This is a genomic window from Thermococcus sp. CX2 (genome assembly GCF_012027555.1).
In the GTDB taxonomy this organism is placed as follows: domain Archaea; phylum Methanobacteriota_B; class Thermococci; order Thermococcales; family Thermococcaceae; genus Thermococcus.
Map to the genome: position 1 here is coordinate 134,605 of NZ_SNUQ01000002.1, position 20,886 is coordinate 155,490.

At 51.2% G+C, this 20,886-nt stretch carries 21 protein-coding genes and 1 tRNA gene; 8 read left to right on the forward strand and 14 right to left on the reverse strand.

Translation table 11 applies throughout. From position 1 onward, the window contains the following. Positions 1–112 precede the first annotated feature (112 nt). Positions 113–844 carry a helix-turn-helix domain-containing protein gene (locus E3E23_RS04965; protein ID WP_167906902.1) on the forward strand — a complete coding sequence of 244 codons (732 nt, stop codon included), beginning with the start codon at positions 113–115 and terminating at the stop codon, positions 842–844. Here E3E23_RS04965 and E3E23_RS04970 read toward each other — a convergent pair. From E3E23_RS04970 to E3E23_RS04990, 5 genes are all read right to left on the reverse strand, one after another. Beyond that, complete coding sequence (locus E3E23_RS04970) at positions 841–1,626, reverse strand: 4-phosphopantoate--beta-alanine ligase (RefSeq protein WP_167907458.1); 786 nt, start codon at positions 1,624–1,626, stop codon at positions 841–843. The two genes, E3E23_RS04965 and E3E23_RS04970, sit on opposite strands and share 4 nt — an antisense overlap. 290 nt (positions 1,627–1,916) lie before the next feature. Continuing rightward, the gene (locus tag E3E23_RS04975) at positions 1,917–2,381 is read right to left on the reverse strand and encodes a hypothetical protein (protein WP_167906904.1); all 465 of its coding nucleotides are present in this window, start codon (positions 2,379–2,381) and stop codon (positions 1,917–1,919) included. A gap of 248 nt (positions 2,382–2,629) precedes the next feature. Beyond that, positions 2,630–3,430 (reverse strand): TrmB family transcriptional regulator, encoded by an 801-nt coding sequence (locus tag E3E23_RS04980; RefSeq protein ID WP_167906905.1) that lies wholly within the window; start codon positions 3,428–3,430, stop codon positions 2,630–2,632. Between the two features lie 101 nt (positions 3,431–3,531). Next, positions 3,532–4,908 carry an MFS transporter gene (locus E3E23_RS04985; protein WP_167906907.1) on the reverse strand — a complete coding sequence of 459 codons (1,377 nt, stop codon included), beginning with the start codon at positions 4,906–4,908 and terminating at the stop codon, positions 3,532–3,534. A 14-nt stretch (positions 4,909–4,922) separates the two neighbouring features. Next, positions 4,923–7,433: a PEP/pyruvate-binding domain-containing protein gene (locus E3E23_RS04990; RefSeq protein WP_167906909.1), complete on the reverse strand. Its 2,511-nt coding sequence runs from the start codon at positions 7,431–7,433 to the stop codon at positions 4,923–4,925. A 229-nt stretch (positions 7,434–7,662) separates the two neighbouring features. Between E3E23_RS04990 and E3E23_RS04995 the strand changes: the two genes are divergently transcribed. Continuing rightward, positions 7,663–8,565, forward strand: a complete 903-nt coding sequence (locus tag E3E23_RS04995) for an MBL fold metallo-hydrolase (protein WP_167906911.1) — start codon at positions 7,663–7,665, stop codon at positions 8,563–8,565. A gap of 235 nt (positions 8,566–8,800) precedes the next feature. Here E3E23_RS04995 and E3E23_RS05000 read toward each other — a convergent pair whose 3' ends face one another. Next, complete coding sequence (locus E3E23_RS05000; protein ID WP_167906913.1) at positions 8,801–9,274, reverse strand: flavodoxin domain-containing protein; 474 nt, start codon at positions 9,272–9,274, stop codon at positions 8,801–8,803. Between the two features lie 99 nt (positions 9,275–9,373). On the opposite strand from E3E23_RS05000, the gene E3E23_RS05005 reads away from it, so the two are divergent. After that, complete coding sequence (locus E3E23_RS05005) at positions 9,374–10,546, forward strand: nicotinate phosphoribosyltransferase (protein WP_167907460.1); 1,173 nt, start codon at positions 9,374–9,376, stop codon at positions 10,544–10,546. Between the two features lie 11 nt (positions 10,547–10,557). Beyond that, positions 10,558–10,707, forward strand: a complete 150-nt coding sequence (locus tag E3E23_RS05010; RefSeq protein ID WP_167906914.1) for a hypothetical protein — start codon at positions 10,558–10,560, stop codon at positions 10,705–10,707. A 19-nt stretch (positions 10,708–10,726) separates the two neighbouring features. Here E3E23_RS05010 and E3E23_RS05015 read toward each other — a convergent pair whose 3' ends face one another. The 4 genes from E3E23_RS05015 to E3E23_RS05030 form a co-directional block, all read right to left on the reverse strand. After that, positions 10,727–10,930 carry a ferredoxin gene (locus E3E23_RS05015; RefSeq protein ID WP_167906915.1) on the reverse strand — a complete coding sequence of 68 codons (204 nt, stop codon included), beginning with the start codon at positions 10,928–10,930 and terminating at the stop codon, positions 10,727–10,729. A 123-nt stretch (positions 10,931–11,053) separates the two neighbouring features. Next, on the reverse strand, positions 11,054–11,245 hold the full coding sequence (locus E3E23_RS05020) for a ferredoxin (protein WP_167906917.1): 192 nt from the start codon (positions 11,243–11,245) through the stop codon (positions 11,054–11,056). A gap of 176 nt (positions 11,246–11,421) precedes the next feature. Beyond that, on the reverse strand, positions 11,422–11,952 hold the full coding sequence (locus E3E23_RS05025; protein ID WP_167906919.1) for a metal-sulfur cluster assembly factor: 531 nt from the start codon (positions 11,950–11,952) through the stop codon (positions 11,422–11,424). A gap of 63 nt (positions 11,953–12,015) precedes the next feature. Beyond that, positions 12,016–12,756 carry an ATPase gene (locus tag E3E23_RS05030; RefSeq protein WP_167906921.1) on the reverse strand — a complete coding sequence of 247 codons (741 nt, stop codon included), beginning with the start codon at positions 12,754–12,756 and terminating at the stop codon, positions 12,016–12,018. A 146-nt stretch (positions 12,757–12,902) separates the two neighbouring features. Between E3E23_RS05030 and E3E23_RS05035 the strand changes: the two genes are divergently transcribed. Beyond that, complete coding sequence (locus E3E23_RS05035; protein ID WP_167906923.1) at positions 12,903–14,219, forward strand: RNA-guided endonuclease TnpB family protein; 1,317 nt, start codon at positions 12,903–12,905, stop codon at positions 14,217–14,219. A 122-nt stretch (positions 14,220–14,341) separates the two neighbouring features. Next, on the forward strand, positions 14,342–15,394 hold the full coding sequence (gene bpsA, locus E3E23_RS05040) for a N(4)-bis(aminopropyl)spermidine synthase (RefSeq protein WP_167906925.1): 1,053 nt from the start codon (positions 14,342–14,344) through the stop codon (positions 15,392–15,394). A 124-nt stretch (positions 15,395–15,518) separates the two neighbouring features. Here the strand turns inward: bpsA and E3E23_RS05045 are convergent, their stop codons facing one another. The 4 genes from E3E23_RS05045 to E3E23_RS05060 all read right to left on the reverse strand — a co-directional run bounded on the left by E3E23_RS05045 (position 15,519) and on the right by E3E23_RS05060 (position 19,584). Beyond that, the gene (locus E3E23_RS05045; protein WP_167906927.1) at positions 15,519–15,740 is read right to left on the reverse strand and encodes a hypothetical protein; all 222 of its coding nucleotides are present in this window, start codon (positions 15,738–15,740) and stop codon (positions 15,519–15,521) included. A 49-nt stretch (positions 15,741–15,789) separates the two neighbouring features. After that, complete coding sequence (locus E3E23_RS05050) at positions 15,790–17,607, reverse strand: aldehyde ferredoxin oxidoreductase family protein (protein WP_167906929.1); 1,818 nt, start codon at positions 17,605–17,607, stop codon at positions 15,790–15,792. A gap of 233 nt (positions 17,608–17,840) precedes the next feature. Further along, the gene (locus E3E23_RS05055; RefSeq protein WP_167906930.1) at positions 17,841–18,968 is read right to left on the reverse strand and encodes a tungsten cofactor oxidoreductase radical SAM maturase; all 1,128 of its coding nucleotides are present in this window, start codon (positions 18,966–18,968) and stop codon (positions 17,841–17,843) included. A 538-nt stretch (positions 18,969–19,506) separates the two neighbouring features. Beyond that, a tRNA-Arg gene (locus tag E3E23_RS05060) sits at positions 19,507–19,584 on the reverse strand. A gap of 144 nt (positions 19,585–19,728) precedes the next feature. Here E3E23_RS05060 and E3E23_RS05065 point away from each other — a divergent pair. Together E3E23_RS05065 and E3E23_RS05070 are read left to right on the forward strand one after the other, a co-directional pair. Then, complete coding sequence (locus tag E3E23_RS05065; protein WP_167731438.1) at positions 19,729–20,094, forward strand: BlaI/MecI/CopY family transcriptional regulator; 366 nt, start codon at positions 19,729–19,731, stop codon at positions 20,092–20,094. A gap of 6 nt (positions 20,095–20,100) precedes the next feature. Then, positions 20,101–20,877: a M48 family metallopeptidase gene (locus tag E3E23_RS05070; RefSeq protein ID WP_167906932.1), complete on the forward strand. Its 777-nt coding sequence runs from the start codon at positions 20,101–20,103 to the stop codon at positions 20,875–20,877. Positions 20,878–20,886: the final 9 nt, after the last annotated feature.

Genomic DNA, 20,886 nt, shown 5'->3' on the forward strand with positions numbered 1-20,886 from the left:
TAAAGCTGCAATCTTGGGAAGTTGATTACTTTTAATCAAACTTTCCTTGAGAAAAGTTTACTTGTTAGGCAATTGCCGAAAGGTTTATAATGATTGACGAATATCTTTCACTATGCTTGAAAAGGAGAAAGAAGCTCTCGCCAAGAGGATAGCAGGGGAAATAACCCTCTCCTCCGACCCCGGAAAGACCATGCGCAAATGGAGGGAGATATTCGGTATAAGTCAGACGGAGCTCGCCGAATATCTCGGCGTCTCTTCTTCCGTCATAAGCGACTATGAAGGCGGGAGGAGGAAGAGTCCTGGTGCCTCAACCATAAGGAAGTTCGTAGAGGCCCTCCTGGAAATAGACGAGCGCAGAGGCGGCAACGTCATAAAAGCCTTCAGCAAGACTCTCGGGAACGAGCTTCCAACCAACGCTATTCTGGACATAAGGGAATTCGCACTGCCCGTCACGATAAAGGACCTTGTGAGTGCCGTCAAAGGCGAGGTAGTGGCGAACATGCACCTCCTCGACAGGAGGATATACGGCTACACAGTCGTTGACAGCATCAAAGCGATCCTCGAGATGAGCGCCGAGGAGTTCCTAAAGCTCTACGGATGGACGACGGAGAGGGCGCTCATATTCACCCGCGTCACCACAGGGAGGAGCCCAATGATAGCGGTGAGGGTTCAGGGATTAAAGCCGGCGGTTGTGGTGCTTCACGGCGTCAAGAAGCTCGATGAGCTGGCGGTAAAGCTTGCCGAGCGCGAGCGCGTTCCCCTCATAGTATCCCACGCGGAAACCGAGGCAGAGCTCATAACAAGCCTTAGAAAACTTGTGGAAAAGACAGAAAGGGAGCTTTAATCGAGTTTTTTCTTTCTCCAAATCCCACCTTCCGCGAGCTTAGTTAGTCTGTCCCTTATGTGGAGAAGAACATCGTTCAGAACTTTTCCGTTGTCGTACTCCTCTATGATCCTGAGAAGCTCCTCCCTGCTGTAGTCCTTCATTTCACGGGCGAGCTCCGTCATCCTCGGATAAGCCCTGACGATGTTGTCAACTATCGTTATGTCTGCCATCCTTGCCGAGCGGGAGAGTGGATTCAGGTCGATAGTTATCACAAACTTGCCCATCTTCACAAGAGCTTCTGTTCTGTCACCGTCCTCCAAGGGAACAACTACCACGTCGGCCTTCCAGATACCATTCTCATCGACTTTGCCACGTTCGTGCTCCAGGCCGGGAATCCTCTTCGTCGGGTTTATACCAAGGAGCTCTATCTCAGGGTCGTATTTGCGAAGTTCTTCTGCTATCGCTTTAACGCGCTCCTCCGTGCGGTAGAAGAGGTTTATCTCGAGCTTCGCGTTTAAAGCCTTAGCGAGCTCTATGGTTTCCTTCGGCACCAGAGCGGCAACGTTACCGTTCACGGAGATAACAGGGTGCTCAGCCAAGATGAGCTTTGCAACCGCAGCCCTCATGGCCCTCTCAGCTGGTTCGATTGTCCTCTCACCGATGAGGTAGTCAAAGGCCTCTCCCCTGCCGTGGGCTATCAGACCGGCTTTGGCCGTCATGCCCTTCTCCATGCCCTCTATTATCTTCTCCCGGTAGTATAGGCTCCAGTAACGTGGGTGGCTCTTCGGTATCTTGACCATAACCTTCCACCATTCTTCAATCGCTATCGGTCGTAAAAAGCCTTTCTCCTTGAGCCTATGAAGATAATAAGCGAAGAAACCGACCTCAAGATGAACCGGATGAGGTGCTCGTGATGACGAGAACTCAATGGCAAGCACTTCAGGAGTTTTACATTTTCTCTTTGAAAGCCTCACCCTTCAGGACGGGAAGCGTCATCTGAGGAAATGCGATAAGAGATAAGCGAGGGCGATGGAAGGGCGTCTCAAGGCCACCACGAGTACATCCAGGCCAAAAGGTGAGCGCCTGATTTTTACCACTGCCTCTTTCTGTCGCCGAAGAAGAACTTCATGAAACCCGAGAAGTCCTCGCCCCTAAAGGCCGCGTAGAGGCTCTGGGTTTCCTCCGGTGAGAGCCATTCAATCCTTTCTGGAATGCCTTCCTCAAGGAGGTATAGAATCTCGTCGCCCTTTCTGGCCACATCGAGGGTGTATATCTTCTTTCCCTGCTCCTGGGCGATTTTTATCTCCCTAGTAACGAGGGAGGTGAACTTGCCCACTATGGCTATAGCCACAAATATCTCCGCGTCCTTTATCATGTGATCTGTGCTCCTGAGTCCATAGTCTGAAGGAACTATGAAGTTGTTCGAGCCGAACTTTTCCTCGAGTAGCTCAAGGATGACCTTCTCTGTGTGAGTGTGGTAGAGTATCGTGGGCTCGCTGAGATAGACGAGCGGCCCGTACTTTTCTCTCTTTTTCCTCCTGAAAAATCCAAGCATGAGACCACCTCAGGTGGGGATAATGTCCTCATCGTCTCCTCGGGAGGGATGACACTCATCATCGGTTTGCGGACGGAAACGGCGTTTAAGGGCCTTTATTCCGGGAACAGAGTCAATTCCACGGACTTCTTTTCATCGCCCTACAGCACCATTCATCGTCCACTTGCTTTGACCTCTCTTTTTGAGGCCCCTAAGAGGATAACTAACCTTGGTATTCAAAGCCTTTTTGGTCGTTCATCGCTTTTTAGTTATTGTCTTGATCTATTAATCAAGTGAAAAACCATCACCCTCTGGAACATCGGGATGAACGGAAGCCTTACGATCAGACCTTTTAGTATTTCTCCCTCTCGGTAGACCATAATAGATTCCCTTCCATCTCTAATAAAGATCCCCTCCACGCTGTAAGACATCTCGCTTGTGAATAGTGCTTTCGTGAGTAATTCAAAATCCCCCTGTTCCTCATCTAGAGCCTTTTCTATGGATATAAGAAACACCTCCCCAAACTGACTTAAAGCGTTGATGTAGCGTTTGTTTCTCTTAGGTTTGGGGAGGACTATTTTTGTATCCAGTCCTTTACGCTTTGCAATTTCGAACGCTTTCTTGAACTTAAACCCCAGTTTCCAGTCAACAAGTGCTGAGATGAACTCCTCCTCCGCCCTCTCTGCTAAATCCTCAACGTTACGTTTTATGTTCCACTCGCCCTGTAAATACCAGATTGGAAACCATTCTTGTCTCTGTTCCTTTTGATAACTCTTCAGCTTGATTATGACATCCTCTGCCGATTTAATGTACATATCCCTAAGAGAGGCAACCACCTTTTCAGGATCAACAGCTTTAAAGTAAGTGGGGCTCCCCTCGCTTATATCCACAAAACCCTTCTTATGAAGCTCTTTTAAGACATCGTAAACCTTTGGCCTCGGAACTTCACTTTCCTTAGCTATCTCGCTCGCTTTCGAAGGCCCAAGGATTACTAAAGCGGCATAGACTCTCGCCTCGTACTCCTTAAGACCAAGAAGCTTAAGCTTCTCAATAATCTCCTGCTCAATCACCGTAATCACACACCCCCAATTCCTGTACCTCCACAGCTAGATATATATCTTTGCTTGGGCCACTGGCGTTTGCATAAGCAAAAATAAAAAGAAAGTTCATTTTAATCCTTCATAACTTCTTCTGCAAAAAATATCGGGATGAGCACTATCAGAAACATCGCAATCACTATTGAGAAATTCACATAGTATGCTGTGGGCGAGGGTGCAGTACCAGTACGGTATATCGTGAGAATCGCTCCGCCCACGGGAGGAGCTATGGAGGAGCCTATGTTTCTAAAAGTGGTAAAAAGGCCCGTTGTTAATCCCAGTCTCTCCCTGGGAGCAGAGAACGTTAACAGGTTAATTAGGGACACGTTCAGGAGAGCCATTCCCATAGAGCCCACACTCATAAATCCCAGCACATACGTAACTCCATCATAGAGGTGGAGAACGGCCAGCGAGTATCCCAACACTGCCGTTAAGATTCCAAAAACGGAGAGGGTCTTCGCCCCAACCCGGAGTATAACGCGACCTGCTATAGGAGCGGTTATCAGATATGTCAAAACAAGAGGTGTCATATAAAGGCCGGCCTTAAACACGGGGAGCCCGTATCCATGGGGTTCGGGCATCTGCAGCAAATACGTCAAGGTTAGCGAGTTTATCTGAAATGCAAATGCCACGACAAAAGTCGCAAAGACAGCGGCCTTAACATTCCTGTTAAAGATCTCACGAGGAATGAAAGGATGCTCAGTTTTGGCCTCATGGAAAAGGAATGCAAAAAGGGAAACGGCGGAGAAGGTTATCAGAAAGATAACCTTTTCAGATGTCCATCCCCACTGAGGACCTTTTGATAAGGCTATCAAAATGGACACCAGGAAGGCCGCGAAAAGAGGTACACCAGCCAAGTCTATCTGCTTGTCGTGCTGGATGAACCTGCTTTCCCTTACGTATAGAGCGATTAATACAACCAGCAGAATCGCAAAAGGAGCAACTGTGTGGAAAGTGGCCCTCCATCCGTAGTTTTGCGCAATCCACGCCCCTACCGGAAACGCAATGATGATGCCCACTCCATTCATGGCGGAGATGAGTCCCTGAGCCATAGGTGCAAGCCGCCGGGGGAACTGCTCCCGGACTAAAGAGTAAGCGAGTGGCAGCATAGCCATGCCCACGCCTTGTACGGCCCTTGAGAGAAGCAACGCTCTAAAGGTGGGGGCGTATCCATTAAGTATCAGGGCGAGGGTGTAAAGAGAAAGGGCCGTTAAGAGGAGCTTCTTTTTTCCGTACATATCACCCAAGGTACCAAAGATCAGCGCACAAATTGTCCCTGTGATCAAATAGGCCGTGAGGATCCATGACACATCGGCCTGCGTTATGTTGAATTCTTGCTGAATATAGGGTAGGCTGGGTATTAACATTGCCTCGGTATAAAGAACAAGGAGGGATGCAAGACTAAGGAGGGGAGTGACTCTCCAGGCGTACTTGGTATCATAGTCCGTCATTTGCTTACCACCTCTCACTCGGTCTCAACGGAAAAGACCAACCCCCTGTTGCCGTCGACCCGGATGTACTGCCCGTCCTTGAGCACTTTCGTTGCTACGCCGGTTCCCATAACTGCAGGAATGCCGTACTCGCGTGCAACAATTGCGGCGTGGGACAATGGTCCGCCAGTATCAACCACCACCGCTACCGCCAGCCGGAAGAGGGGTGTCCAGGCTGGAGTTGTGTAAGGTGCAACTAGCACATCTCCAGGCCGGAGCTTGTGGAATTCTGAACTGTCTCTGATTATACGAGCAGGACCCTCTGCCACTCCTGGACTGCCAGGTATGCCGACCAGCAGAGCCCTCTGTGCATCCTCAGAGGTATCTTGGACGTACAACAGCCGCGGGTCTATGAAGGGCTTGTCCTTTAGGCTCGCCCATTTTTCCTTCCTCCGAGACACGAGAGCACGGAGTTTCTCTGCAGTATCTTCTGAGAGTGGCCACTTCTTTATCTGCTCTATTTCACTTAGCTTTAGGTAGAAGATGTCCTGAGGAACCTCCAGTACTCCGGCATCTACTAGGCGTTTGCCCATTGTCAATAGAGCGCGTCTTAGTATCGGTATTGGCATCATAGCGTAAAAGCGCCCGTCCTCGCGGAGCCTGTGGAGCTGACGCGCTTCTTCAAGAACGCTCAGGAACATGGAGCGGAAAGGCCTTAAACGCAGCAGTGGATGGGCCAGGACCTGATCGAGGGCCTCTCTAAATCTCGCACAGGAGTCTCCATGTTTCACCTCCGAGGTGGCGAGACTTGCGACTATTCCAAGCACAACCTCCGGCTCCTCTTTCCACGTTCCATGGGAAATCAACGCCGAGCCCCTGGCTTCACGATGGCCGTATTTTTCGAGGAATGCCTCGAATTCGGATAGGAATTCTTGACCTGCTGGCGTTTTTTCAAGAACAGAAATCAGCTGTTTCGGCTCATATTTACGGAAGAGCTCCATGAGTTCAGGATTTTTCCTTACCATCTCTGCGAGCTTCTCCAGTTCAGCATTTGCCTCGGTAACTTTTGTGTTGATGCACGTGAATAGGAGGGTTGAGAGCAGGTGCCTGCGCCTAAGCGTCCGCAGTGAGAGGGCTATTATCCCAGCAGATATCAATGCTCTGGGAAGGTAACGCTTACGTATTTCACCCGCTAATGACGGTATTGAGAGCGCCTCGTGCACCGTATCAAGAAGCTCCTCCCACGTGCTTCCTTCCGGATCGCGCTTTTTCAGCGAATCAATGCGGGCTTGAATCTCGGAGAGGAGCGGGTCGGATTCCCATTTTGCTGAGTCGTACCGTAAGGCCAGCCATATCAGCCGGAAGGGTGCCAGCAACACCCCCAATGAGGGACGTATGGAGAAGTCAGGACGAACTTTTACAGCTATACCGTCTTCCTCCACGAAGATCTGGTCCAAAGCTGGCACCTTGATGCCGAAATAACGTGCAATCTTCCCTACTGCATTGGAGAAAATAGTCTCAATCCACACCATGTCCAGCGGATAGGGCCTCTCCGGGATTATCTCTGCTAGAGTCCTTATGAGCATCCCATTAAGTTTACCCACTCTTGGCAGGGGCTCGGGGAGTGTGGTAATGGGACGCGCCTGAAGTATGAATATTTTCCCGTTGGCCAATGCCCACTCGATGTCCTGCGGCCTGCCAAAATAGCTCTGGATTTTAACGCCGAGGTCTGCGAGCTTTTTTAAAATATCGTCCGACACAACGGGTTGAGTGACATTCGATGTTTTGATCTCTTCAACTCCCCCCTCGGCCTTGGGCTTAACAACAACTTCTCTCCGACCAAGACGTCTCTCTACAATGCGCCAGCCAAAACGGGTTTTGCGAAGGACGTAGTGATCAGGTGTCACCAAACCAGATACAACGGCCTCGCCGAGTCCAACGTTCACGTCTATGACCACTTCGTCCCGTGCCCCGGTGATGGGGTTGGCCGTGAACATAACGCCCGAAGCCTCAGCCGGCACCATTCGTTGAACTATAACGGCCATTTTTGCCAGTCTGTGGTCTATTCCCATCTTCTCACGGTAGGCTATTGCACGGTCGTCCCATAGAGAAACCCAGCACCGGCGTACGGCCTCTACAACGGCATCGGCACCGACTACGTTAAGAAAAGTCTCATGCTGTCCAGCAAACGCAGCATTAGGCATGTCTTCAGCCGTTGCAGTCGAGCGCACGGCAACAGGGCCAGACCCCATAGTTTGGTAAGCAGTACGAATAGCTTGCGCCACCTCTTCTGGTATTGGGGCGCTTAGGAATGCCTTTCTAATGGCCTCACCATCAACGGGTCTCTCTTTCAGGGCGCGCTCAATGACTTCGTCCAGATGGTTCCTTGAGACAAAGAGATCATAGGCAAGAGTCGTTACAACGAAACCAGGTGGAACTGGAAAACCTGAAGCCAACAGCTCGCCAAGGACGGCAGCCTTGCCGCCTACAAGAGGTATATCTTTTCTGCTAATTTCTTGTAGATTCAAGACATAACGCTTGTTCATACAGCAACCCCCGCGAGAACGTGAAAAAAGTCCGAGATATAAAATTTGTGTAACTATAGTAGTTACAGTTTTTGATTCTTAACTAAAACCGTAGAAGGAGTTTAGTTTTCTCACAGACGAACGAATAGCTTTTGTGTTACCGTAAGTCCCCTCGTCGTCCTAAAAATCAAAATGTCTCAAAGTGTGAGCACGAGAAACAACCTTTAAAGGAAAACCTCGAACTAATACCATGCGCGTCCTCCCACTCGCGTCGGAGAGCCTCGGCGTTAGAAGTCTGGCGACGTTCGTGGAAGCCGGAGGAATTAAAATTCTCATCGACCCAGGTGTCGCCCTCGGGCCGAAGCGCTACGGCCTTCCACCGGCGAAGGCTGAAATGGAGGCGCTCCAGAAGATGAGACGGAAGCTTCAGGGCTACGCGCGGAGGAGTGACGTCGTCGTTATCTCCCACTACCACTATGACCACTACACACCGTTCTTCGAGGGACTCTACGAGAGCTCAAGCGAGAGCTACGCGAGGGAGATATACGAGAGAAAGCTCCTTTTCATAAAGCACCCACGGGAAAACATAAACTTCAGCCAGAAAAAGAGGGCCTGGGTCTTCCTCAAAAACGCCGAACCGATAGCGAAGAAGATTGAGTTCGCCGATGGCAAATCCTTCGACCTCGGCGGCGTTGAGTTGGAGTTCTCTCCAGCCGTTCCCCACGGAAGCGAAGGTTCCAGGCTCGGCTTCGTTGTGATGACGCTCATCGACGACGGCTCTGAGAGAGTAATCCACGCGAGCGATATTCAGCTCCTCAACAGGAAATCTGTGGAGTGGATAATCGAGAAGGTTCCAGATTTGCTCATAACTGGGGGACCACCGACATACCTCGGTAAGCGCGCTGAGGGAAGCTGGGAGGCGGGCATTAAAAACCTCAACGAGATAATCCGCGAAACAGGAGCAGAGATAATACTCGACCACCACATCATCAGGGATAAGAACTATCCGAGGTTCTTCGACGAGCTCGAGGATAGACCAAAGACATTCGCGGGCTACCTGAAGGTTGAAGACCGACCGCTGGAGGCTTACAGGCGGGAACTTCACAAAATCGAGAAAGGTGAGGAGGTAGAGGTACCGTTCAAACTAAGGTGAGGGGAAGCCGCCGTCCACGGGGATAGCCACTGGTCGAGTGCGTGGAAGAGCAGTGCCTTGGTGAGATCATGCTTCGGGGAAAAGTGGTGGAAGAGGCCTCCTTTCAAAGACCCGCCTTTATTGCTATCCCATCCATCGTAACCTCGTTGTAGGCCTGTCGCTGAAGAGTTCAAAGCCACTTCAATTATTCTCCTTTCATTTTTTCGCCATTCACATCCACTACCCCAATCAAAACTCACGGGTGCTCGATTCCATCAATAATCTCCCCTTTTTGAAACGCCCTGAGAACGCGCTTTATCCAGTCCTGTACAAGGGGCCTCAGGTCGATGTTCTCCCTGAGGATCCAGCCGTCAAAGACCCTCTTCGCTATTATTTCCCCTTTAATAGGCTCGGTCATCAGGCGCATGTATCTGGCCTCAGTGTATTTCTTGCCGAGTTTCCCGAACTTGTCGGCTATGCACAGAATGAAGACGGCCACTCCCTTACCATCAAAGCCGTTTCTGGAGCGGATGAATTCTATAACACTCGGCAGGGGTCTCTCGTAGTAGATGGGAGCGCCTATGACCACCAGATCGCAGTCGTCAACGTTGGGGCTTTCGGTGACCCTGGCTACTTTTACCTCCGCTACGTCTCTTATCGCCTCCGCCATCCAGTGAGCGACCTTCTCCGTTGAGCCTCGCTTGGTGTCGTATATTATGCAGACCCTCACGATTTCACCTACCGACTGGTCGGTTTTGGTACTACTTAAACCTTTCAAACGAGGAAAGCCTTAAATCGAGGGAGGAGAAAGTTGTTTCAGGTGAGGGAGATGAGGGATTTCTATATCGCCCACGAGGAGGATATAAAAGCCGGAAAGACCACTGACGTTTACTTCATCAGGACAAAGAAGATCCTTGAGGAAAAGGGCATCCACAAGAAGGTTTTCGCCGACGTAACCACGACTGGACTTCCGAAGGGCTGGAAGTGGGGAGTTCTGGCCGGAATCGAAGAAGTTGCCAAGCTCCTCGAAGGTCTGCCGGTGAACGTCTACGCCATGCCAGAGGGGACGATATTCCACCCCTATGAGCCGGTTCTTCAGATTGAGGGATACTATGAGGAGTTCGGCATCTACGAGACTGCTCTAATCGGCATGCTCAGCCAGGCGAGCGGTATAGCCACCGCAGCATTGAGGGTTAAGATCGCCGCCAACTTCAAGCCAGTCTATTCCTTCGGCATAAGGCACCTGCATCCAGCCATAGCACCGATGATTGACCGCTCGGCATTCATAGGCGGCTGCGACGGGGTTTCTGGTGTTCTAGGGGCGGAGATGATAGGTGAAAAGCCCGTTGGAACGATGCCCCACGCACTGATTCTCACCGTAGGCGACCAGGTGAAGGCGTGGAAGTACTTCGACGAAGTTATCGAACCAGAGGTGCCGAGGACGGCTTTAGTGGACACCTTCTGCGACGAGAAGTTCGAGGCTCTGATGGCGGCTGAAGCTTTGGGAGAACGCCTGACCGCGGTGAGGCTCGACACACCCGGCTCGAGAAGGGGCAACTTCAGGAGGATAATCGAGGAGGTTCGCTGGGAGCTCGATTTGAGGGGCTATGACCACGTTAAAATCTTCGTCAGTGGTGGGCTGAACGAGGAGAGCATAAAGGAAATAGTGGACATAGCAGATGCTTTCGGCGTTGGCTCGTCCATAGCCAGTGCGAAGCCCATAGACTTCTCTCTTGACATAGTCGAGATTGAAGGAAAGCCCTTCACCAAGCGCGGCAAGCTGAGCGGGAGGAAGCAGATTTACCGCTGTGAGAACGGCCACTATCACCGCGTCCCAGCAGACAAAAAGCTCGAACGCTGTCCTGTTTGTGGTGCCAAAGTCGAGCCTCTCCTAAAGCCGCTCATCAAAAACGGAGAAATTGTCGCCGAGCTCCCGAAGGCGAGGGAGATAAGGGAGTATGTCTTGGAGCAAGCAGAGAGGTTTAAGCTGGACCTCGAATGAAGGGTGGTTCGATGGGCATTCCAAATAAGGAGATAATCGATTCCGATTTTATCTTCCTTGCCATATTCTTTCTCGCCATATTTCTGACCATTAAAACCCTCGAAATGAAGGCGGAGAAAGCGCTTAAGGAGCTTGAAAAGGGCAAATCGAATGAAGAATGAGAGGAAAAAAGAAGAGACTTCAGGCCTCCTCAATTATGATGGCACTGACCGGACAGGCCTCAGCGGCCTCCTGGGCGCAGTTGTAGAGCCCCTCGTCCTCGATAACCTCGACAATAGCCACGGCCTTGCCCTCGTCGTTCATCTCGAAGACGTCCGGGCAGAGGCTGGCACAGATAGCATCTCCGATACAAACGTCCTGGTCAACCTTAACCTTCCACGCCATGGAACATCACCGGGGTTAGATGCACCTCTGGGAATATAAACTTTTTGTTGGAATTCCCCGGCGTGTGGATTATGGAACGGGCCGCCGGCGCCCGGGCTGGATGGGAAAAGAAGAAGGAGGCATTCAGGCCTCCTCTATGGTTATGGCACCAACAGGGCAGGCCTCGGCAGCCTCGGGGGCACATTCGACTTCGGTGACCTCGGCGATGGCCTGGGCCTTGCCCTCGTCGTTCATCTCGAAGACATCCGGGCAGAGGCTGGCACAAACTCCGCATCCAGTGCAAAGGTCCTGATCAACTGTAACCTTCCACGCCATTGTACATCACCAGGTTTGGGTGAATTTCTTCTAATATAAACTTTTCGACAGATGAACTTTTTGGCATATATAAATGGGCGTGTAAAAGGGTACTGGGAGAAGCTTTGATGTACAGAAGACGCTAGCCCGTGGGTATTCCAAGTTTCATAGAAGGGACAAAGTTTGAAAAGAGGACATCAGAATATGCCCAGCCTCTTCTTGTACTCATCACTTATCCTGTCCGGCGTCCACGGCGGGTCAAAGGTGAGCTCGATCTCGGCGTCCTTAACCCCTGGAATCTCGAGTATCTTGTCCTCAACGGCCCTGAGAATCCACATCGTCAGCGGGCAGCCGGGGGTGGTCATCGTCATCTTGACGTAGACGGTCTTGTCGGGCCTGATGTCCAGCTCATATATAAGACCCAGATTAACGACATCAACGCCGATTTCCGGGTCGATGACTTCCTTGAGCTTTTCGAGTACGATCTCTTTGGTGACTTCGGCGTCCTCATCAACGGTCTTCTCGCGCTCTCGGTTTATCGTTATCGTACCTATACCCTCTATTTTCTGAAGCTCGGCGTTGAGCCTTATGAGAACGTCATCTATGTTAGGAGTGTCCTTGGCGAGTGTAATCGTTATGGAATTATCTTCCCCTATTTCAAGTCCCTTAACGTACTTCTCATCAACCACCGCTTTAACCTTCTCCATTACCTCTTCCTTGGTTACCATAATTCACCACCTAAGCGAAGTTCAGGATGACAAATTTAAACCTTTTGGGTCAGAAATGAGTAGTCAGCGGGATAGGATGTCAGATATCAATGTCTCCGCTATTCCAGGGGTTATAGCCCTCGCCCTGAGCTCACGGAGAACCCTCTGGATGGCGAATCGCTTTACGCTGGGCGCTTTCCTAAAGGTCTCCCACAGAAGGGGACAGCCGAACTTGAGGTCGTACTTTCCACCTATGAGCTCGATTATCTCGGCCTTGTCGAGGGCAAGAAAAGCCGGGAGGTTCAGCGTTACCATGTCTCCGTTCTTGTAGATGGAAATAAGGCCAGAGCTCAGCAAGTCGCCGCTGGCTACGATTTTGGCACCTATCTCTCTCGCGTAGTCCTCAACGGCCTTTATGACCATCGAATGGCACCGGCCGCAGATTGGGGCACCCTTGTTCATCTGCTCAGCCATCGCCTCAAGATAACCAGGAATTTCAACAAAAACCGCGCCGTAGCTTTTAGCCTTATCTACAACCTTCTCGTTCATCTGGGGAAGCTTTGCCGTAACGGGGACAACCTCGAAGCCAGCCCAGCGGAGGATTTTGAGAGTCGAGGTGCTGTCAGAGCCGGCAGAAAAAGCCAGGGCTATTTTTTCACCAACGGGTGAGCGGTCGAAGTCTTTTCCAGTCAGACGATATTCAAGGAGGGCCTTAAGACGGGAGTAGGATCTCTCGCCAATGTAAGGCCTAACCTGCTCAAGGGCCTCGCGGTTGTACTCAAGGCGGTATCGCTTGACGGAGTCGTCTCCAACAACTCTCAGCATCAAAGACCCGAAAGTTGCAGAACTTATTAACCTTACTCCCTTGAAAGCCTCGCTGTTCATGGTGGGGATGCAATAAACAAAGAACCGACCCATCGAGAAGGTAGGCAATACTCTTTTAAAACCTAAAAATCATACCATACTTTAAGATGAAGAGAACTGTAACAGTAAAACTCCAACCGAGCAAAGAACAAGAAAAACTCCTCACAGAGTTAGCTGATACTGGAGCAAAAGTCTGGAATGAAGTAAACTACCTTAGGAGAAGACAATTCTTTGAAGGCAAAGGAGTGGATTATGGAGCAACAGAAAGGACCATTTACGAGAAATACAAGGCTGAAATAGGTTCGGCAACAGTCCAACAAATCTGCCGAAAGAACGCCGAGAGCTGGCGGAGTTTCTTCGCCCTCTTGAGGAAACACAGGAAGAGAGAACTCCCCTACTGGCTTGGAAAACCATCACCGCCCGGTTACCAGAAGGAGGACGGCAAGAGAAAACCCATAATCATCTTCAGAAACGACCAATACAAAATTGAGGGAAACAAACTGATTCTCAAAGGCATTGGTAAATACGGGAGGCTGGAAATCCAGTTCAAGGGGAGGATACACCTGGAGGGCAAGCAGGGGCGTTTGGAGATAGTTTACGACGAGGCCAAAGGCAAGTGGTATGCTCATATCAGCATTTCAGAAGTCAGGGAGAGACTGGAAGGCAAGGAGTGGGTTAGCATTCCGAAAACACCAAAAGGGAACCTAACGGCTGGAATTGACTTGGGAGTGAACAATCTTTTGGCCGTTTATGTTGGAAACGGCCAAAGTTTTCTCGTGAATGGAAGACCACTAAAGAGCATTGCCTTTTATTGGCAGAAGAGGATTACCAATTACCAGTCAAAGCTCAATAAAAACGGCAAGAAGACGAGTAAGAAACTGAAAAGAATGCATCAAAAGTGGAAACTTCAGGCTAAGGACTACGTGAATTCGGCGGTTAGACAAACGGTTAGGAAACTCTACGAACTCGGAGTTTCGAGAATCGTCGTTGGTTACCCGAAGGGCATCAGTAGGAACTCCGACAAGGGTAAACGCCAGAACTTTCTTCTCTCAAGAGTCTGGCTGTTCAACTACACCATTCAGCGTCTCAAAGAAGTTGCCGAAGAGTATGGTATTGTTGTTGAGGTTGTTGATGAGGCCTACTCTTCCATCACTTGCCCCTTCTGTGGACAGCCCCATTATGGGGCTCGCTTTGTTAGAGGATTGTATTTATGTCCACGGAAGGGGCTGGTTTTGAATGCCGACCTTGTTGGAGCGTTTAACATTTTGAAGAAGGTTGTTAGAACGATAACCCCGACTCTGGAGGGTCTTATGGCCTTCCAGAGGAGGGGTAATGGGCCTAAGACCGGGCCTGAGGGGTTGAATGACCCGAAACTGGTGACGGGAGTAGGGAAGACCCCTCAAACCTCTCCAGCCCTTGGTTAGGGGGTTCCTCGTTGGAACCCCCACCCTTCAGGGCAGAGAGGAAGTCAGTCCGGTGGAAAACCTTTAAAAGCGCCTTACCTTAACCCCGTCCACGAACAAAAATCCTTCTGGAGGTGCTTGAAATGAGGGAAATAGTGGAGAGGGTTAAGGAGAAGACGAGCATTCCCGTTTACGAGAGGACCGTCGAGAACGTTCTGAGCGCGGTTCTCGCGAGCAGCGACGTCTGGCGCATAGTTGACCTCAGTGAGGAGCCGCTCCCGCTGGTCGTCGCGGTGATAACGGCCCTCCACGAGCTCGGCTACATCGCTTTCGAGGAGAACGGCGTGAGGCTCACCGCCAAGGGCAAGGAGCTGGTGGAGAAGTATGGAATCGGGTCAAGAAAGGACTACACCTGCTCCCACTGCGAGGGCAAGACCGTCGAGCTCGACGCCTTCAGCGATTTACTTGAGCAGTTCAAGGAGATCGTCAAGGACAGGCCCCAGCCGCTCCACGACTTCGACCAGGCCTACGTTACGCCAGAGACCACCGTGGCGAGGATTGCCCTGATGCACACGAGGGGCGACCTTGAGAACAAGGAGGTCTTCGTCCTCGGTGACGACGACCTGACGAGCGTTGCACTCATGCTCTCGGGCCTGCCCAAGAGGATAGCCGTTCTCGACATAGACGAGCGCCTGGTTAAGTTCATCGAAAAGGTCGCCGACGAGATAGGCTTCAGCAACATTGAGATATTCACCTTCGACCTCAGGGAGCCGCTTCCAGACTACGCCCTCCACAAGTTCGACACCTTCATCACCGACCCGCCCGAGACTGTTGACGCCATAAGGGCCTTCGTCGGAAGGGGAATTGCCACCCTCAAGGGCCCAGGCTGCGCCGGCTACTTCGGCATAACGAGGCGCGAGAGCTCTCTCGACAAGTGGCGCGATATACAGAGGGTTCTCCTCAACGAGTTCAACGTCGTCATAACGGACATCATCAGGAACTTCAACGAGTACGTCAACTGGGGCTACGAAGAGGAGACGCGCGCCTGGAAGCTCCTTCCGGTTAAGGTCAAGCCGTCCTACAACTGGTACAAGAGCTACATGTTCAGGATTCAGACCCTGGAGGGCTCAAAGGGCTACGAGGAAAAAATAGAGAACTGGGACATCTACAACGACGAGGAAGCCTCGACTACCTGAGCTTCTTTTTCCTGATTCTCTCCAGTTCTTTCTTCTCCTTGCCGTGCTTTTGGACGACGTATCCAGTTATAACCAACAGGACAACGCCGAGGACTAGGGCAGCATAAGCCGTTCTGCTCTCCTTTCAAGGGCTCGAGACGTTGAAGCCAGTGACTGCAGAGGCCCATATTACAAGGGGATTCTCGGCGGTGTAGATGACGACGTAGCCGTCCAAGTCGTCGGTGTTCAGTATCTCCGCCGTGTTGCCGATGTAGCTGGTGCTTGCAATCTTAGTAGTGTTGCCACGAGATCTAACAAACTTAACATAGATGTGAAAAGTCCAACACACTGCGCACTCATAAGACATGAACCGCCAGAGGATTCAACAGAATGTTAAAAGGATAAGAAGAGAAAGTTCAGAACTCGTCAAGACCGAGCTCCTTGAGCTTCTCCTCGGGTATCCTTCCATCCTCGGTCCAGCCACGGAGTGCATAGTACCTCGGAAGCATCTCCTTGAGCCTGACGACCCTTCCCTTGTTCGGACCCTGCTTGACGGGCTCCTCGAGGAGCCTCTTGGGCAGGGTGTCCTCCTTGAGCGGGTCGAGGCCGGCCTTGAGGTTGAAGAGTCTCTCTGCGTTCCAGATGCGCTCTCCGATCTTGAGGTATTCTTCGGTAGTGAGGTCCCATCCGAGGGCTGCATTAAGCATGTCGCGGTAGTCGTCCGCACCAAGTCCGAAGGTTGTGAATACACACAGGCCCGCAGCGTCTATCAATGCGGTGAGGTCCTGGAAGGTTATGACCATCTTGACCTTCTCGTCGCTGATGTCGTGCGGATCCATCTTGTACGGATAGCCGAGAATCTCCGGGCTTATCATGTACTGCTTGATGTGGCAGCCACCGCGGTTGTTGGTGGCGTAACCGAGGCCGTGTCCCTCCGCACCCCTCGGGTCGTAAGCCGGAAGCTCCTGCTTCTTGACGCCCATGAAGTACTCGGTTCCGTTGTACATCTCGGCAAGCCTGTAGCCACCCTCGGCGAGCTTGTCACCGAAGCCCTCTCTCCTCGCTATCTTCTCGATGTAGTAGTGCAGAACCTCAGTGTTGCCCCACCTGAAGGGCGGAGCATCCTCACCAATGTCCTCCTGCTTGAGCAAGCCTTTCTCGTAGAGCTCCATGGCGGTGGCAAGGGTTCCACCGGTTGAGATGGTGTCCATGCCGAGCTCGTCTATCAGGTGGTTGGCCTCTATGATGCTTGCCAGGTCGTTTATTCCGAGGTGCGCTCCGAGCGCCCAGATGCTCTCATACTCGGGACCTTCAGTGACGCCGACGGTTGGAAGCTTGTTGACCCTTCCACAGCCGATCGGACAGGCGTAACAGGGCTTGTTCCTGATGAGGTATTTGGCGGTCATGGCCTCACCGCTCTGCTCTTCGGCGTACTCAAACTGGCTTTCCTGGAAGTTCCTGGTCGGGTAGAGACCGTTCTGGTTGATTATGTTGACAAGAACCGCGGTACCGTAGTTCGGCAGTCCACCGCCGGCAGTCGGGTCTTTCCTGAGTTTGTCGGTCTTCTCCTTGACGACGGTGGTGAACTTGGCCCTGTCGGCGACCTCAACCCTATTGTGGCCGCGAACGACTATGGCCTTGAGGTTCTTGCTTCCCATTACAGCACCGACACCACCCCTTCCAGCGGCGCGGTGCTCGTCGTTCATGACCGCGGCAAAGCGGACGAGATTCTCACCTGCCGGACCGATTGAGGCTATGCGAACTCTCTTGTCGCCGATTTCTTCCCTGAGTTTCTCTTCGGTCTCACTCACGAGCTTGCCCCAGAGATGGCTCGCATCCCTGATTTCAACCTGGTCATCGTTGATGTATATGTAGACCGGGTGATCAGCCTTGCCCTCGACTATTATAGCGTCCCAGCCAGCGAACTTCAGCTCGGCTCCGAAGAAGCCACCGGAGTTGGCCATGGCTATATAGCCGGTCAGCGGGCTCTTGGTTATAACCATATATCTGCCGCCAGTTGGGGCAGTGGTTCCGGTCAGGGGACCGGTGGCGTAAATTATTTTGTTTTCTGGGCTGAAGGGATCCACCGTGGGATCCATCTCCTTCAGAAGATAGTAGATACCAAATCCTCTGGTTCCAAGCCACTTCTGGGCAAACTTCTCGTCGAACTTCTCCTCACTTATTTTGCCCGTACTCAAATTCACCCTCAAAATCTTTCCCCAGTACGCAAACATGTTTCGACTCCCCCGGACAGTTGTCGAAGGCATTTTTGTACATTAGTACTAATAAATTTGACGAAAGCAAAAAGAGAAGCATGAAATAGGCAAGATAAGTACATTTGTTTAACATGGCCATAGTGATTAGCAAAATAGCTAGACCCTTTTCCGAACATTTAAGTTAGAAAAACACACTGCCAATTTCCAAAATATATGTAAATACATGTATTGAAAAATATATATTTGGAAAGTCACCAGAAGCCCTTCATGCCTTTCTCTGGTATCGGGCAGAGGGCTATGCGTCTTGACCAGAGGCAGTCGGCACAGCTTGGGATGTTGCCCCAGCAGTCAGACTGCGTATCCTGTACAAAGGAGCAGGACTCGTTGAGCGAGCAGTCGGTACAGCTTGGATAGAGGGAGTTCTTGACCACAAAACGGAACCAGGCGTAATCCCTGCTCGTCCATATGTCAGCTATGCTCCTCTCCCGGACGTTGCCGAAAGAGTAGGCGAGGACCATTTTCTCCCTGCCGAAGACTATCTCCGGGTATGTGTGCAGGAAACGATAGCAGGGAGCAACCTCTCCGTCCCAGCGTACGACGGCGACTTTCTTTTCCACGAACTCGCAGTGACGCTCGGTTTTCAGCGAGAATTCGGCCGTCTTGTGCAGGTAGCCATGGTATATGGCCTGGAGCTTGTTCACTATCGGCTTCATATCTACGCTGCCGTCATAGACTATCATATCAGCGTGCTCCTTGGTTATGGGAATGATGTTCGAGATGAGCAGTGTATCGATGCCCAAAGAGCCAACGTAGTGCGCTATCTCGGGGAGCTCTTTGTAGTTCTCCTTTGTCGCCACAACCTCAACGCCTATGTGGGGAACGTCGCTCCCAAGCTTTTTCTTGACCTCCTGTATCTTCTTTATCCTGGCGCCCGTGTAGTCTGGCTTTATGTGGCCGATGTCAACCGGCTGGGTTGGCACGGAGTCCACCGAGAAATATATCAAATCCACCCCAAGCTTTACAAGTTCCTCTATGCGCTTGTCCGTGAGTAGAAAGCCGTTGGTGCTTATACCAAGGGCGAAGCCGCGCCTCTTGACTTCCCTGACCATGTCCATGAAGCGGGGGTGAACGGTGGGCTCGCCTATGCCTCCAAAGTATATCATCTCGAGCTCTGGGAGTTCCTCGGCGTCATCGAGTATCTTGATGAAGAGATCCCAGTCCATGTCTCCTTCTCCGTCCTCCCAGTACTGCTTGAAGCACATCTCGCAGCGGAGGTTGCAGCGGTTGGTTATCTCGATGTATAGATATCTCAGATCCGGCTTCTTGGGGATTAAAACGAATGCACCATCAAGATCGAACTTATGAGCGTTGTTTTCCAACTTAAATCACCCGACTGCGAAGTACAGCCGAGAACTTTATAACCTTTAGTGGGCATTATTGGGTAATAGGAAAGTGAGTCATTCAGGGACACACGTTTGAGTGGACTCTCGTCAACGGACCTGCTTAGAAACGAGCATTTTCATTTCAGCACTCGGAGAACGCCACCAGCGGCAAACACCACAAGGACAGCACGTCAAAAACAGGTTCACCCAAAATTAGCGATTTAACAGGACATACGAGCCCCGATCAAACTTTGCAAGGCAAAGTTTGGCCTGTGCGAAGTTTGATCAAAGGTTAGTTACTGTAAAGCCAGATGGATTATTGGCAGGTATCCTCCCTTAAGCAAAGAGCTCTTTTGGAGGGTTTGACTCACAATCGTGCCCCAAGGGTACTTACAAGGTAAACCCCTCAAAGAAAGCCATCTCCCATGGAATTCAACATGAGAAATTATACTTGAAAGGGGATACCCACACAAAAACGAACACCTCCTAGAACAGCCCATCACTTTTCGCCAGTCTTTACTTGCATAAAGGCTGCTGGCGGGCCGGGCGGGATTTGAACCCGCGACCTTCGGCTCCGGAGGCCGACGCTCTGTCCTGGCTAAGCCACCGGCCCGCGCCCATAATTACTCGAGGAGTGGACTTAAAAACCTAATTCCAAAATACGCAGAACTAAAGAGTACATGGAGGTACTACAACGCACAAAAACTTTTTAGACCGAGCACCCTACATAGAGTAAGAGATTAGAAAGGTGGTACCTATGGAGCCCCACGAGTTCAAGCTCACCGAGGAAGGAATAAAGGCTGTTCTGCCCCCTCTCGAGGCGGAGATAATGGAACACATGTGGAAGGTTAAAGTCGCCACGGCTGGCCAAGTCTATGAGTACATGAAGGAGAAGCACCCTGACATAAGACGCTCCACCATAAGCATCCTCATGAACCGCCTCTGCGAGCGCGGTCTCCTTAAGAGGAGTGTTGAGAAGGGAAGGGGGGGTATGAGATACGTCTACTCAATAACCACTACGAGGGAAGAGTTCGAGGAAAAAGTGGTGAAAAGCATTCTCGACGCCCTCATGACGAACTTCAGGGAGGCAACGTACGCTTACCTCTCCAAAATTAAGAAGTGATGAAAGATGCTCTTCATCATCATATCCCTTGAGGTCCTGCTGGCAGTCATAGCCTTAAAGGAACTGGGCCTCAAGATAGCGCTGGCAGCGTTCGGCATCATATTCGCCTTCTACCTCTGGGTCTCGACCCACGACATCAGGGGCAACTATATCACCCTTGAGAGGAACGAGATCCCATGGCTCTACGATGGCATAGCCGAGATGGCAAAGAAGGCAAAGCTCTCAATGCCAAGGGTGTACATCCTCGATGACTACATACCCAACGCATACTCCTTCAAGGACACCATAGTCCTATCCCTTGGGCTGTTTGAGGTTCTCGACCAAGACGAAATTCTCGCGGTTGCCGCTCATGAGCTCGGCCACATAAAGAATGGCGACACCAAGACCTTCCCGCTCATAGCTTATGGAAGGTACCTGATGATAGTCTTCACAGCAATCTTGATCCTGCTTGCCCACAGCACGGGGGTGACGATAGCCGCGCTGGGTCTTTACGTCCTCTACGAGGTCACCCGTGCCGATTTCCTCAAAAAGAGGGAGTTCCAGGCAGACGAGACGGCACTCAGGTTGCTGGATATCCCAATGAGTCTGAAGCGCGCCCTCGAGGAGCTAAAGTACTACGAAGATCTTAGAATAGGGGTCAGACATACCTCTCTGCCGAGCATCGAGCCTGCTATAGAGAGAAAGCAAAGGGTAACGCTTATAGACACCCACCCGAGCTACGATGAGAGGATATTCAGAATTCTCGCCGAGATAAACGGCAACATGTTCAACAAGCGTATATAGTGATGGGCT